The organism is Candidatus Poribacteria bacterium, from assembly GCA_028820845.1.
In the GTDB taxonomy this organism is placed as follows: Bacteria; Poribacteria; WGA-4E; order WGA-4E; family WGA-3G; genus WGA-3G.
Window position 1 is genome coordinate 1 of sequence record JAPPII010000037.1, and the last position, 13713, is coordinate 13713.

Annotated in this window: 11 protein-coding genes; 9 read left to right on the forward strand and 2 right to left on the reverse strand. The window is 47.8% G+C overall.

From position 1 onward, the window contains the following. Positions 1 to 47: 47 nt before the first annotated feature. The 5 genes from OXN25_09135 to OXN25_09155 all read left to right on the forward strand — a co-directional run bounded on the left by OXN25_09135 (position 48) and on the right by OXN25_09155 (position 4559). Positions 48 to 977, forward strand: a complete 930-nt coding sequence (locus tag OXN25_09135; GenBank protein ID MDE0425018.1) for a serine hydrolase — start codon at positions 48 to 50, stop codon at positions 975 to 977. Between the two features lie 323 nt (positions 978 to 1300). After that, positions 1301 to 1501: a hypothetical protein gene (locus OXN25_09140; GenBank protein ID MDE0425019.1), complete on the forward strand. Its 201-nt coding sequence runs from the start codon at positions 1301 to 1303 to the stop codon at positions 1499 to 1501. A 110-nt stretch (positions 1502 to 1611) separates the two neighbouring features. Then, a complete protein-coding gene (locus tag OXN25_09145) occupies positions 1612 to 2664 on the forward strand; it encodes a hypothetical protein (GenBank protein ID MDE0425020.1) in 1053 nt (350 codons plus the stop codon). A gap of 63 nt (positions 2665 to 2727) precedes the next feature. Continuing rightward, entirely contained in the window at positions 2728 to 3807 is a 1080-nt protein-coding gene (locus tag OXN25_09150; protein ID MDE0425021.1) for an amidohydrolase family protein, read from the forward strand. An 11-nt stretch (positions 3808 to 3818) separates the two neighbouring features. After that, positions 3819 to 4559 (forward strand): phage Gp37/Gp68 family protein, encoded by a 741-nt coding sequence (locus OXN25_09155; protein MDE0425022.1) that lies wholly within the window; start codon positions 3819 to 3821, stop codon positions 4557 to 4559. Between the two features lie 37 nt (positions 4560 to 4596). Here OXN25_09155 and OXN25_09160 read toward each other — a convergent pair whose 3' ends face one another. Beyond that, complete coding sequence (locus OXN25_09160) at positions 4597 to 5040, reverse strand: hypothetical protein (GenBank protein MDE0425023.1); 444 nt, start codon at positions 5038 to 5040, stop codon at positions 4597 to 4599. A 521-nt stretch (positions 5041 to 5561) separates the two neighbouring features. Between OXN25_09160 and OXN25_09165 the strand changes: the two genes are divergently transcribed. The 4 genes from OXN25_09165 to OXN25_09180 are packed head-to-tail and all read left to right on the forward strand — an operon-like array spanning position 5562 to position 10863. Next, entirely contained in the window at positions 5562 to 6296 is a 735-nt protein-coding gene (locus OXN25_09165) for a hypothetical protein (protein MDE0425024.1), read from the forward strand. Positions 6297 to 6322: 26 nt separating this feature from the next. Then, the gene (locus tag OXN25_09170) at positions 6323 to 8830 is read left to right on the forward strand and encodes an alpha-glucuronidase family glycosyl hydrolase (protein ID MDE0425025.1); all 2508 of its coding nucleotides are present in this window, start codon (positions 6323 to 6325) and stop codon (positions 8828 to 8830) included. Positions 8831 to 8849: 19 nt separating this feature from the next. After that, on the forward strand, positions 8850 to 9953 hold the full coding sequence (locus tag OXN25_09175; protein MDE0425026.1) for a discoidin domain-containing protein: 1104 nt from the start codon (positions 8850 to 8852) through the stop codon (positions 9951 to 9953). 46 nt (positions 9954 to 9999) lie between these two features. After that, entirely contained in the window at positions 10000 to 10863 is an 864-nt protein-coding gene (locus OXN25_09180; GenBank protein ID MDE0425027.1) for a phytanoyl-CoA dioxygenase family protein, read from the forward strand. 71 nt (positions 10864 to 10934) lie between these two features. On the opposite strand, the gene OXN25_09185 is transcribed toward OXN25_09180, so the two are convergent. Continuing rightward, on the reverse strand, positions 10935 to 13712 hold the full coding sequence (locus tag OXN25_09185; protein ID MDE0425028.1) for a T9SS type A sorting domain-containing protein: 2778 nt from the start codon (positions 13710 to 13712) through the stop codon (positions 10935 to 10937). Position 13713 lies beyond the last annotated feature (1 nt).

Below are 13713 nucleotides of genomic sequence, written 5' to 3' on the forward strand. Positions count from 1 at the left end.
TATCAAATTTGCCGCTAACAAGGATTTAACCAATCCCAAAACTACTTATTGCGTTCAATTTTGAGCCGGGGACAGAATATCTATACAGCAACACAGGGTACAATCTACTGGCAGAAATCGTCGAAAGGGTAACGGGAGATTCGTTTCGCGAGTGGACGGACATTCATATCTTCAAACCCCTCGGCATGATTCACAGTCACTTTCACGATGATTATGAAATGATTCTGAAGAACCGAGCGTATTCATATCAAGCCGTTGAAAGTGGTGGGTTTAAACACGCCGTTAACAATACGACTGCCCTCGGTTCAAGTTCCCTCTACTCAACAGTGGAAGACTTGGCGAAGTGGATTTTGAACCTTGAGACTGCAAGTATCGGTGGACGAACAGTGCTTGCGCAGATGTATCAGCGCGGTGTGCTTAACAATGGAAAACACATTAGTTACGCCTTTGGGTTGAATATCGACGAATACAGAGGGTTGAAAACGGTTGGACACAGCGGATCATGGCGCGGATTTCGGAGTCATTTGATTCATTTTCCAGATCAGAAATTTGGTGTTGTTATCTTATGCAATCTGGATACCTTTAACCCACTCCGTTTGGCAGAACAGGTTGCGGATATCTATCTTGCCGATGCCCTTGCCCCTATAGAAACATCTGAGTCAGATAAAACGGAAGAATCTGCTGAAGATACCAAGTCTGAACCGCTGGCACCAGAACAGTTGGTAGAATTCGAGGGTGATTATTATACCGACGAACTTGATACAACGTATACCATTCGTGTGTGTGGGAATCAACTTGTGGCACAACACAGGCGGCATGATGATATATTGCTGACTTATGCCGACGATCATTTCGTTGGGGATGTGTGGTTTTTTCCAGAGGTGCGTTTTACACGGGATGATACCGGACGCGTTGCGGGATTTAGGCTGACTGGCGGCCGAGTTAGAAACTTATACTTTGAGAAAAAGACACATTAATAGAAGGTTTGGCTCATGTCAAGACTAAGTGCGAACGGAAAATTAAACCAGCGTGTTTACTGACTTCGTTAGAGCAATAGCACGTACTTTTTACATGAGCCGAAGGTTTTCAAGAATAGAAGGTTTTCAAGGGTGACACCAATTTATGACCAGACCTCAAGATGATTCCCAACTCAAGTCCTACAATGCCCTGATAGTTATTTAGCGGATATTCAAATATAGTGGCAAAATTGCCTTTCAAATCATCTTTGGTTCCTTTTTTCTTGACATCTGAACAAAATGTTATATAATGAAAAAATTAAACGATATGTGGAATTTAACCCATGAAAGCAGAATATGATTTTTCAAAAGGAGAGCGCGGTAAATTCCACCAACCCAAAGCCGTTTTCAGTCTCCCGATCTATTTAGAGAAAGACGTTGATGGGTTCATGCGCAAACTAGCTGATGAGAAGGGTAAAGACGTTAGCGAACTGGTCAATGAATGGCTGCGCGGTAATATGCAACTGATTCAAAGCATTCAATGAATGCCCCAAACCGATCCTTTCGCTTTGAGGGGATTTGAGGCCGCGGGTTTTGGTAAACCCTACCGTAATCGAATTTTTCGTTGGAATTGAAAGGAATGATTTGCTAAACAATGACACTTCAGGAACATATTGACGACATACGCGACAATCTGGAAAAAAGTTTGTTTACAAGTGAAGCAGCACGTTCTACTGGGATTGTACTTAGACTGCTTGATGCCCTAAATTGGCCGACATTCAATCCACAGGTTATTATGCCTGAATATTCGGTAGGCGGAGGGAGGGTCGACTTTGCCCTATGCCATCCATCATCAAAACCTCTTATTTTTATTGAAGTGAAGCAGCCAGAAACATTGGAAGGTGGGGAAAAACAACTCTTTGAATACGCTTTTCACGAAGGAGTGCCAATCGTTATTCTGACTGACGGTCAAAAATGGAGATTTTTTCACCCTATAGGAGAAGGGGATTACCGTGAACGCAAAGTTTACGAACTGGATCTGATAAAAAATAACATTGAGGAAAGTGTAGAGCGTCTTAACAGATACCTCAACTACGAGTCAATACGCACGGGCGAAGGAGTTGAGGCAATCAAGGCAGATTATGAGGAAGTTGTTCGCCAGAGACAAGTTACAACGCGATTACCAGAGGCATGGAGCAAATTGGTAGAGGAAACAGATGAATTTCTGATAGATATCGTAGCAGAAAAAACTGAAAGTCTATGTAAGTATAGACCAACCGATGAACAAGTGTTGGATTTTCTGAAAAGTCTAAAAAGAGAAACCGAACTGGACAGGCGAGAAACCTCCGCTCCATCTGTGCAACCGACACAACCCAGGCCGCGTAGAAAACAGACTCGTCTTGTTGTTACCATGCCCAATAGACACAAGATTGAGGATCGTAACGCAAGTAATACTTTCTGTGAAGTGATCGAAGAGATAGGTATAGAGATCGTAAGCAGTTTTAACCTCAGACTTTGTGCAGCTTCTCTCATAACCCCTATAGGAGATTGGCAAGAAAAAGGATATAAACTACAGAAACGTAAGTCTAAATGCGGTAGGTATTACATAACAACACATGGTAGTGTAAAAACTTTAGCAGATAAATTAAAAGAAATCGCCGAAAAACTTGAGGGCAACATGACAGTAGAAATAATTGCTAAATCATGAAATTGGCAGACATATTACCCTTGTTTATTTCCTATATTCACACTCTCCCTGAGGAATATAACGATGGCCCAAACAGAAACTTTTAAATATCACCAGAAACCGTCCGTTATCGACTGTGATATTCATAACACTCTTGCCTCTGAGACGGTGTTGTATCCGTATCTCTCTGAACGGTGGCGGAAGCATCATGGGATGGTAGGGACAACAGATCGCGTCGGGGCATATATCCCTCGCGCTCACCCCTTCGGTGCGAGATACGACGCGTGGACTCCCTCTGGACACCGTCCAGGATCTGATCTCGACTTTTTGCGTGAGCAGCTACTGGACGCATTCAACATCGAATATGGTATCCTTAACTGCTTGACACCGGTCTGTGAGATGCCTAACCTTGCTTTTGCAGCGGCATGGGCAAGAGCTGTGAACGACTGGCAAATCGAAGAGTGGCTTGAAAAAGAACCGAGACTCCGCGCCTCAATGATCGTCGCGTGTGATGACGCTGAATTCACGACTGCGGAGATCAAGCGACTTGCAGAGCATCCGGGATTCGTGCAAATACTATTGCTTGCCCGAACGATGGAACCGTTGGGACGACGTAGGTACTGGAAGATGTACGAGGCGGCGGTGGAACACGACCTGCCCATCGGGATTCACTTCACGGGTGTCGGTGTGGGCCCGATTACTGCTGTCGGTAGACCCTCACACTATATCGAAGACCACGCAGGAATGACACAGGCGTTTCAGACACAGGTCACCAGTCTCGTTTGTGAAGGCGTTTTTGAAGAATTTCCGACGTTAAAAGTCGCCCTCATTGAAGGCGGTTTCGCTTGGCTGCCACCGCTGATGTGGCGACTCGATCGGTCATGGAAAAAACTACACGACGAAGTGCCTGAACTGAAACGGCTGCCCTCCGAGTATATCCGCGATCACTTTTGGATTACGACACAGCCGATTGAAGAACCTCCGAAACAAGAATACTTCGATCAACTTCTCGCGCAGCTGGACTTAGATGATAAGTTGATGTTTGCGACTGACTATCCACACTGGGACTTTGACTCACCCGAACAAGCACTTCCGAAAAATCTTGCGCCGTCTCTGAAACGGAAAATCATGGCGGAAAATGCGCGTGCCTTTTATCGATTTTAAGAGGCGAACCAATGGCATCCCAATCCTCAAAAATTGAATGGACCGAGTCTACATGGAATCCTATCCGTGGCTGCACACGTGTATCAGATGGCTGCCGGTTTTGTTACGCCGAACGGATAGCGGCACGATTTTCGGGTAAAGGTATGGCTTATGAAGGTTTGGCAGAAAATACTAAATCGGGACCGCGGTGGACCAACGAGGTACGCCCTGTTCCGGAGCTGCTTAACGAACCGCTGAAATGGAAAAAACCACGGCGAATTTTCGTCAATTCCATGAGCGATATGTTTCATGAAAAAATTGAATTGTCCTACATTCAAAAAGTCTTCTCCGTCATGGAACAGGCACATTGGCATGAATTCCAAGTTTTAACAAAACGGGCGGAACGCTTGCTGGAATTCAGTCCGAAGCTGCCGTGGCCGTCAAATGTTTGGATGGGAGTTAGCGTCGAAGACAGTCGCGTAACACATCGGATTGATGCTCTCAGCCAAACCGATGCCTATATCAAATTTCTCTCACTGGAACCACTGCTTGGCGCACTTCCAAATTTAGCGTTGGACGGAATAGATTGGGTGATTGTAGGTGGAGAATCAGGTCCCGGCGCACGTGACATGAAAAAAGATTGGGTGATCGATATCCGTGAACAATGTGCAGATGCTAAAGTGGCATTCTTCTTTAAGCAGTGGGGCGGCAAACGCAAATCGAAAACAGGACGGGAATTAGACGGACAAACTTATGACGAAATGCCGGTTTGAGTTATCCCAAAATCCGGCACTTCAGGACAGCATCATCTTAGACTCTTGGCAAATCATCAGAAAGTAATGCCTCAGAGACAGATTTTTTTGTTGATTCGCGTTCTGGACGCTCAACATGAAAATAACGGAACCAATCTTTGAAATCTTCGGAGAGGAAATTGCCTTCATACTCTTCTTTGAACCGATCATGGAACTCTTCCATATAGACTCGCAGATAAGCACTGGCACGCTCAAGTGCTTTCCAATCAAAAAGGTTTGAGGGCATCTCAACTACCCCACCTTCAAGCATATTTCGCCGCATCTCTAAGTAGTAGGCATAGCGAGCCCCCATTACAAAATCAACCAGTCTGTCAATAATCTTTGCGGGAATCTCAGTGAGGCGTCCTTTAAGAAATTTACGCTGAACTCCCATCTCCCTTTCCAGATCTCGGTTGAGCATAAATCCGATAACAACATCAAAAATTTTGTCTACTGCTTTCATTCGTTTTCGTTTGTCCTTTACTGTATAACATGAGTTTGATAAAAGTGGAATGTCGGGTTTCGCTACCGCTATTTAGGCAGAAAATGCCTTTAAAAAAACGACATATTTGTCCAAATTATAGGGTTTTTCATGTGTATCTACCGCTCTACCCGACCTACGATTTTATTTTCAAACTCACGTTGTATAAGAAATTATAAACGCAATATCCGATTGGGGACCCAATTCGTGCGAATTTTCATTTTTGTGGATACCAATTCTAACATTAATGTGCAAATCCGTCAACCAGAAAATTAAATTTTACAGAACTCATGTAAAATTGAGGCGAGACTCCTATCTTTGGATAACACAAGTACTGACCGCGATACGATCCGTGCGGTTAGAAACCGCACCTACCAGTAGCGTGCGTAAACCGTTATTTTAGTAAAGAACATAGACAGAGAGTCTATTTTAACGATGCCTTATAAATACGCTTTCCCCGAATTTCGATTGCACTCCAATCCGAATTCTGCTATAGTTATACTATGCTTATATTTTATCTGGCAATTGCGGTGGTGACAGTCCCACTCGGTGCCGGTATCGCTTTTGTATCCCAGGGGCAACAAAAACACTTTGGAAATGTTTTCGGGGTAATCGCCGGTTCAGTACTCGGTGTCGTTTTGGTAATGATGCTGCACCTCTACACTGAAGTAGGATACGTTACAATCCTCGTGATGTGGGGTGGATTCTTTCTAATTTCAGCGATCGAACACCTAACACACCGAGGCGATGAAAACGAGCAGAATACTAACAGTAGATGGGGCATCAACCTAACAGTGCTGGGTTTATCGCTCCACTCGCTTGCAGACGGTTTCAATTTGGTTATCGCAGCAAGAGAAGAGATACTCGGTGGTGCGCTTGCATTCGGTATATTAATGCATCGCTTGCCAGTCGGGACACTTATCACTGTCGCGCTTCTCCGAAACCAGAGTGTTGGTAAGGTATTTGTGCAATTGAGTCCGCTGATATTTGGACCGGTTGTCGGTGCGCTACTCGGCGAACAATTGCTTCAAGGTACTTTTGAAGCACTGATCCACTATCTGACAGCATTCGCTGCGGGGACGCTCTTGCACGTTGTAATGGACGGGTTTCGCGGGAAGTATACCGCCGAAAGTACTGATTTGAGTCGCATTGCGAAAGTTCTGTTTGTCATCGGCTTCGTCCTGACCTTTTGCGCGATCTATTTTTTGCAGGAATTTGAGAGTGGACATGTTCACTAAAAGGTGCTAAAAGGATAAAACGCCTGATGTCTGAAAACAAAACAGCATATAAAAGCGGCGTTCCTGTTTTCATCGCTGCGCTCTGCCTCCTGATATTCGCCGCGCCCGTGAGAAGCAACGAGATTCCGATTGCAGTATCAGGGCAACCGAGGGCAACGCTTCAGATTGGGGCGAACGCTTCGGCACAAGAGGTTTTCGCGGCTGAGGAGATCCAAACCTTTATCGAGCAATTCGCGGGTGCTAAACTCGACATCCGCACCAATCGACAACAGACAGAAACCCCGACGGTGATTGTGTTAGGCACCCCAAAATCGAACCCGACAATTGCACAATTACAGGCAGACACAGGACTTTCATTAGGGGCAGCACTTGGAGATGAAGGTTATCATATCAAAACAATAGAAGTCGGGACTGAAATCGTTATCGTTGTCACTGCACATACGGAAAGAGGGGTCCTCTACGGTGCGTACGGTTTCATCGAAAACTGTATTACAGCGTTGACGGGTTTGATACCGGTGCATCCAGAGGTAGCGGTTGCCGAGGCGCGAGCCCTACTTGTGCCGTTTATAGATGAGACATCGGCTCCGTTTTACCCTGTGCGCGCTGTGTTAGAGATAGAGGACCCGGACTGGCTGGCGCGTCATCGCGTCAATATGAGTGGTGGCGAAGGCGTATGGACGGGTACTGGTATTGAAGACGGGTTTGGAACGGCGTTCAAATATGTTGACACGCCTGCATTTGAGGCGTTGCAAGATGAACCGATAGAACAACGCCGAGAACGTATTGCGATCCTACAAGATCGGTTCGATGCCCTGAAGCGGCGCGGAATTGATGCCTATCTCTTTATGTATGTAACGGGTGAACCGACAGAGGCATTGATTCAACAACGTCCCGATGTTCTGGGACCTGCGGTAGCCTATGGGGCATCTCGGAACGAAGTGTCTTATCGTCCGTTTTGCTGGTCGAAACCTGAATTTCATACGCTTGCGAGGGAACTCATTCAGGCGATTGTGCGTACCTATCCTGCGCTTGGTGGCTTCCATCTCCGTTCTTGGGGACACGAGACGCGGGCATGCGATTGCCCAGATTGTGGCGACAGAACAGAACAAGGACAAGCAAAACTCTGGCAGGTCTATTTCACAATCATTAACGCTGCGCGGCAGATACGCCCGGATTTCAAATTCTATATCTCTGGATATGACAGCAGCTGGCTTAAGGACGCAGCGGGTATTTACGCCCGGCAGTTACCGAAAGGTACGATTTTCTCGCGGAAATGGGGTGCGGATGGCGAACCGGTCGCTGATGCAGGTGTGCCTATCCCGCAAATCAGAGCACTGGGTGAAATGGGACATCGCTTCATCATCCTCTCACACGAAGTGGAAGAAGTGATGCCGCTCTGGATGCTGGAAAGCGATCTGTTTGTGCAAGGCGTTCGGCAACTCGCCAATAATCCAGAAGTTATCGGTTTAAGTGGATTCACTGTTCAAGGTGCCACACAAGGGTTGGGATATCTTGATCGACTGGTCAGTGCCCGTCTCAACTGGGATATCGAACTCGACCATTTTCAACTCCTTCAAAACGAATTGACAGCCCGATATGGTCGCGAAGCGGGATCCAACATTCTGAACGCCTTGCGGGTAAACGGATGGAACATGGCGAGTTACTTTTCGGATTACGCTGGGTCTTTGACCATAGGTGGTACTTACGGCAGCGGTTCGGCTGGACTCGCAACACGATTTTGGAATCTGATAGGACCGCGGGCGGTTGAGGATACGTTGGCTATTCCTGAATTAGAGATCGCAAAAGTTGCGGTGAACCGGTTTACGGCACTTTTGGCACCACAACAACAAGCCGCCAACGAGATACGGGCAGCACGTGAGATCGCAGAACCGTTTGACTCGGAAGCCACTGAGGACCTACGCGATGCCGTTCATTTGATGGAGTTATGGGTGCTACTTTTTGAGAGTCGTGCTAAATTAGTAGAGGCGATCGCACTCGGCTACGAACCGGGGACGGAAGAGACAGTCCGTGCGAAACTTACGAGTGCAATAGAGTTTTCAAAATCGATACAACCGCACATAAAAGGGATTGAGGAGTTCGTTCCGCTTTTCGGATACTCACATCGGACGATTGAAGCGGAACTGTTAAGTACTTTAAACGCGGAAGTCGCTTGGTTGACGAATTTCGATTCCCAGACGCTTCAGAAATACGATGCGGATTTCTCACCAGAGGAAACCCCCTTCAGCATCTGGGACGTTCACAACTATCCGAACCCCTTGAAGCGAGAAACGACCTTTACCTATCAGTTATCATTGGATGCAGACGAAGTTTCTATCACAATTTATACGACATCAGGACGAGTCGTAAATGTGCTGAGAGAGGTTTCAGGGAACGAAGGCTACAATGAAATAATGTGGGACGCACGAGATGCTGATGGCATGTTGCTTGCCAATGGGGTCTATTTTTACAGAATACGGGCGGTTGCTGGAGAACAGACAACGCAAACACTTGGACGTTTAGCAGTGTTAAGATAGTTAGTAAAGGAGGCTAACGATGCTTCGTGTATGTATTCTATGCCTGACGGTTTTACTTTTAATAATGGGTTGTCAATCACAGACTTTGCAGGAACACCTTTTAGAACCGCCCCAGCCTCTCACGAATTTCGCACTGAGTCGGAATGGGGCAACTGCGGAAGCCTCGCAATCTGTTCCAAATCACCGTCCAGAAGAGGTGATTGATGGCGATACCACTTCTGAGACCTGGGATGAAGGCAGCGGTTGGGGCAGCAGTTTAGAACATCTACGGACTTCGGATCTGAACAAGCGTCCTTATATCTCCGTGACGCTTGCCAAACCGGTTGACATTCGCAAAATTGTCATGTGGACAATTGACTCTGAGCAATATCCGGCACCGCAATTCGGGTTGAAGGACTATCGGATTGAGTATTGGCACGGTACGGGTTGGGGACTTATCCCTTCAGGTGACACGAAAGATAAGCAGTATACAGCACGAGATAACACCAAAGGTAAACGCGTTCATGAGGTCCGTCAACGTCTCATTGCCAGCAAAATACGACTGGTGCCAGTCTCTTCAAATGATACGGTGCGCAACTACCAACACATGGCGGGCAGTCGTCCGGTGTATGAAGTGGACGGTATCGCGCGTGTGATAGAATTAGAGGTCTGGGGGTATGCAGCACCAGAAGTGCATACGCTCAAGCAAATCGCACAGGGTATACCGCCAGAAGCGATGGCGCGTCCTATCCCGACAGAGGCGCAGGTAAGCAAAGAGCAAGGCGAACCGACGATTAAGGAGATTATCCAAGGGGTCTTAGACCGATATGAACTGGGATACGATATGGCGGATTTGGCACAGGTTATGTCCTGTTTCTCAGAGGCATACTTGTCCAATGGACGTACATATCAAGATGTCGAAACAAAGGCATCACAGTTCTTTGAGGTTTATCATCAGATTGACATGACGTTGTCTAATATTGACATCCACCCGAATATTGCCGACGATACGGCAATTGTAACGGGTGGGTACACATTACAATACAGCCCGAAGGCGAACGGGAGAGTCGAACAGACATCGGGCAAACTGACGTTGGTTTTCGCGAATGAAGCGGAAACGTGGCGGATTATTCGCGCAGAATAAAGGCATGGCATTCGGAATTTGAAGGGTATTTAAAAAAGGTTTGAAAATGGCACAAGATCAGTCTAACCCATGTAAAGCAAAGTCAAATTCTGCCGACGCAGGCAGCGTTTGGGCAAAGTCCTATATCAACGACGGCTATTTAATGCTTCCAGAAGTCATCACATCAGAAGAATGCGACGCGTTGAAAACAGAGATGTTGAAAATCTTTCGCGGGGATTACCCGTGCGAAGCAATTCCACCGATGCCAGAGACGGCGAGCGACATGGAAGTATTGGATAGAATCATGTGCGTTGGTGAACCACATGTTTTCAGTCCGTTGGTACGACGTTACATTGAGCATCCAAAGATCTGTGAAGTGCTTCGCGTAATTGTGGGCGCACACATTCCATTTTGGGATGGTGGTGTGAAGTGTATGCAGTCGATGATGTTAAGCAAAGTCCCGGGACATACGGGTAACCCGTGGCATCAAGATGAACACCCGATTCCGACCCGGGATAGATCACTCATTGGCGTATGGATCACGTTAGACGATGCGACAGTTGAAAATGGATGTCTCTGGGTCTTACCGAATAGCCATCGCTCTGGTGTCATTTATGATCGGTTTCCACACGATAAACGCCATGAATTTGATAGTTGTCACGAAGCTTCGGGTTTTGATGACACAGACGAAATCCCGATTGAGATGCCAGCCGGTAGTGTTCTGTTTTTCAACGGCTACCTTTTACACCGCTCTAAAAAGAACCGTAGCGATAAATTTCGGCGTATACTTGTGAGTCACTACTGTTCGACGGCATCGTGGTTAGGCTGGAAAGGAGAGCGGAATTATCGGGGTGTCATCACCGTTGCAGGAGAGGACCCATATATCGATGAGGGGTATGTCGCGCCGAATGTATGGGCGCGATGGGAATAAGAGAACGGAAGGTTGGAAGACTGGGGGTATCTACCCTTCCAGTCTTCCATTTAAACACCAAGCACTGATGGCTACTTCAAGATTACCATGCGGCGGGTGCGTTGATAATCACCAGCGGTGAATGTATAGAAATAGACGCCGCTTGCGACAATTTCTCCAGTACCATCCCTACCATCCCAGTATGCCGCTTTTTCTCGGCTGCGGTAGCTGCCGGGTTGCTGCGTCCCGAAATCTAAGTGGCGCACCAGTCTTCCATGGACATCGTAGATTTTCACCGTGACCCCCGCCTGCTCCGCCAAGTTATAGGGGAACCAAGTTTCGGGATTAAACGGATTCGGATAGTTCTGGAAAATCGTCGTCTGTTTAATATGTCCGAATGTCGTAAGCGTCTTCGATGTCGGGTCAATAGAAAAAGGGACATCAGCAGAGCGGAATCCGAGATCAATTGGATTATAGATAAAAGCGGATCCGGAGTTCCCTCCTGCACTATCATTACCTTTAGCACCGATGATAGCGAACGCGCCGCCGATTGCAACCGATCCCCCAAATAGGTCGGATTGGTTTGTACCCGCCGAGACGATTCGGCGTTTTTCCACCCAAGACAATCCATCGCGTAGAAAAGAGTAAGCGGAACCTTTGTCGGCTTGTACCGAAGGGTCTTCGTCGGGGTCAACGAGTGGATGATCGTCCTTCCATGCGCCGATGATTGCCGTATCTTCGTGTAGTGCGACCGCTGCGCCGAACTCGTCGCCCGCTGCCGCATCAGTTGCAGTGAGTTTTGCCTGTTGGACCCAATCCTCTTGCGTCTCAACAAAAATATAAGCCGCACCCATGTTTTCCAGACTTCGATTCTCTTTAGGCGATCCGATAAGCGCGGTTCTTTCGCTAAGATCCACTGAATAGCCGAATTCATCACCAACACCGATATCGTTCGGCAGCAGTAGGACCTCTTCCGTCCAGTTGTTACCGTTACGTATAAAGAGATAGGCAGCCCCTGAGTCGGGTCCCGCTGCGTCGCTGAGATGTGCACCCACAAGCGCGTTATCGCCATAAACAGCGACAGCGGATCCAAATTCATCTCCCAATACCGCGTTTTGGTGCGTCAGTTTTGCTTGTTGTGTCCAAGAAGTCCCACTTCGGACAAAAATGTAGGCAGCCCCGGAATCCGTCCCGACCTCATCTTTTCCGTACGCACCGATTATAACCGTATTCTCATGCACAGCAACAGTTGCTCCGAACTTATCGAACATTCCGATATCTGTTCCGATTAATTTCGCCTGCTGTACCCACTCCTCGACCGCCCGGACGAAAACATAAGCTGCCCCAGCCTCCGGTCCGGCATCATCAACACCCGGCGCACCGATAACTATGGTTTCACCACTAATCGCAGCAGCATTCCCGAAGAGATCTCCAGCTTTTCCGTCTTCAGCAGTGAGTTTTGCTTCTTGTAGCCAAAGCGGGCCGCTCCGCTCAAAAACATAGGCAGCCCCGGCATTCGGTGCGAGGTCATCGTTTTGTTGTGCGCCCGAGACAGCAATATTAGCACTGATAGCGACAGCCGTTCCAAACTCATCATCAGAGGCAGTTTCGCCGTCACTCAACTTAGCAGTCTCCATCCAAGCAGCCTCTTCATTCTGCTGGAAAATATACGCAGCACCCGAACTGGGTCCACCGGCACTATGCCTCGGTGCTCCGGCGATAATTTCGTTCCCTGCAATCGCGACAGCAAATCCCAGCTGATCACCGCCCTGTCTATCACCTGCGACTAACTTCGTATGTTGGTTCCAAAACGGCGGTTCATTTCGTGTAAAGACATAGGCAGCACCAACCTCCTCCTCACCCACTATAGCCCCAGTGGCTCCGATGACAGCGGTTTCACCACTGATAGCCACAGAAATACCGAAAGAGGTAGCACCGTCATGGTCAATAGGTATCATACGGATCCGAATGCGATTTCTTTTCTGCTCCCATCGGGTGCCCTCGCGTTCATAAATGTAAGCCGCGCCGGTTCCCCTATTGCGAGGCGAGGTCACGACAGCGAAATCCCCATGTATAGCGACAGCATATCCGAAGTTATCTTCTGCCTTCGTATTGTTGCCAATAAGTTTCGCCTGTTGGGTCCATCCAAATTGGTCGCGTACAAAGACGTAGGCGGCACCAGCATCATTACCGGCTTCATCATCGCGAGTCGCTCCGATGATGGCGGTATTCCCATTAAATGCGACGGAAAAGCCGAAGTATGAGAAGTTAGCACCATCTGGTGCGAGGATCTTGGCTGTTTGATACCAGCTGGCTCCGATCCGTTCAAAAACATAGACGGCACCCCCATCTGCAAATGCTTCATTCCCACGATGCGCTCCAACAAGCGCAGTATCCCCATCAATTGCTACGGAGATACCAAAATAATCACCCTCCGTTTCGTCAGATGCAACGAGTTTCGCCTGTTCCACCCATTCCGTCCCCTGCCGTGTAAAGATATAGGCAGCACCTGAGTTCGTCCCGACTCCATCTTTCCCCGGAACACCCACAATGACGTAATCGCCACTTACCGCGAGTGTTGTGCCGAGTTGATCGCCACTTGTTGCGTCGCTGGCAGTCAGTTTTTGATGTTGCACCCACCCCGTTTCAGTACGAAGAAAGATTTGAAGCGAACCCGTATTTGTACCGACATCGGTGTCATCCTTGGGAACACCTATCAAGGCATAATTACCGCTGATCCCGACACTTGCGCCGAGATTGTCCTGGAGGACAGCAGCCGTTGTGTTGAGCTGCACCCGATCAGCACTGCTCTGCATGACCACCCCAATTCCAAGGAATAAGGTTAGCATGATTACTTGCAATTTTCTCACT

Coding starts and splice junctions, on each gene's coding strand:
- OXN25_09180 (MDE0425027.1), top strand. CDS start 10,000: ATGGCACAAGATCAGTCTAACCCATGTAAAGCAAAGTCAAATTCTGCC.
- OXN25_09150 (MDE0425021.1), top strand. CDS start 2,728: ATGGCCCAAACAGAAACTTTTAAATATCACCAGAAACCGTCCGTTATC.
- OXN25_09170 (MDE0425025.1), top strand. CDS start 6,323: ATGTCTGAAAACAAAACAGCATATAAAAGCGGCGTTCCTGTTTTCATC.
- OXN25_09155 (MDE0425022.1), top strand. CDS start 3,819: ATGGCATCCCAATCCTCAAAAATTGAATGGACCGAGTCTACATGGAAT.
- OXN25_09165 (MDE0425024.1), top strand. CDS start 5,562: ATGCTTATATTTTATCTGGCAATTGCGGTGGTGACAGTCCCACTCGGT.
- OXN25_09140 (MDE0425019.1), top strand. CDS start 1,301: ATGAAAGCAGAATATGATTTTTCAAAAGGAGAGCGCGGTAAATTCCAC.
- OXN25_09175 (MDE0425026.1), top strand. CDS start 8,850: ATGCTTCGTGTATGTATTCTATGCCTGACGGTTTTACTTTTAATAATG.
- OXN25_09145 (MDE0425020.1), top strand. CDS start 1,612: ATGACACTTCAGGAACATATTGACGACATACGCGACAATCTGGAAAAA.
- OXN25_09160 (MDE0425023.1), bottom strand. CDS start 5,040: ATGAAAGCAGTAGACAAAATTTTTGATGTTGTTATCGGATTTATGCTC.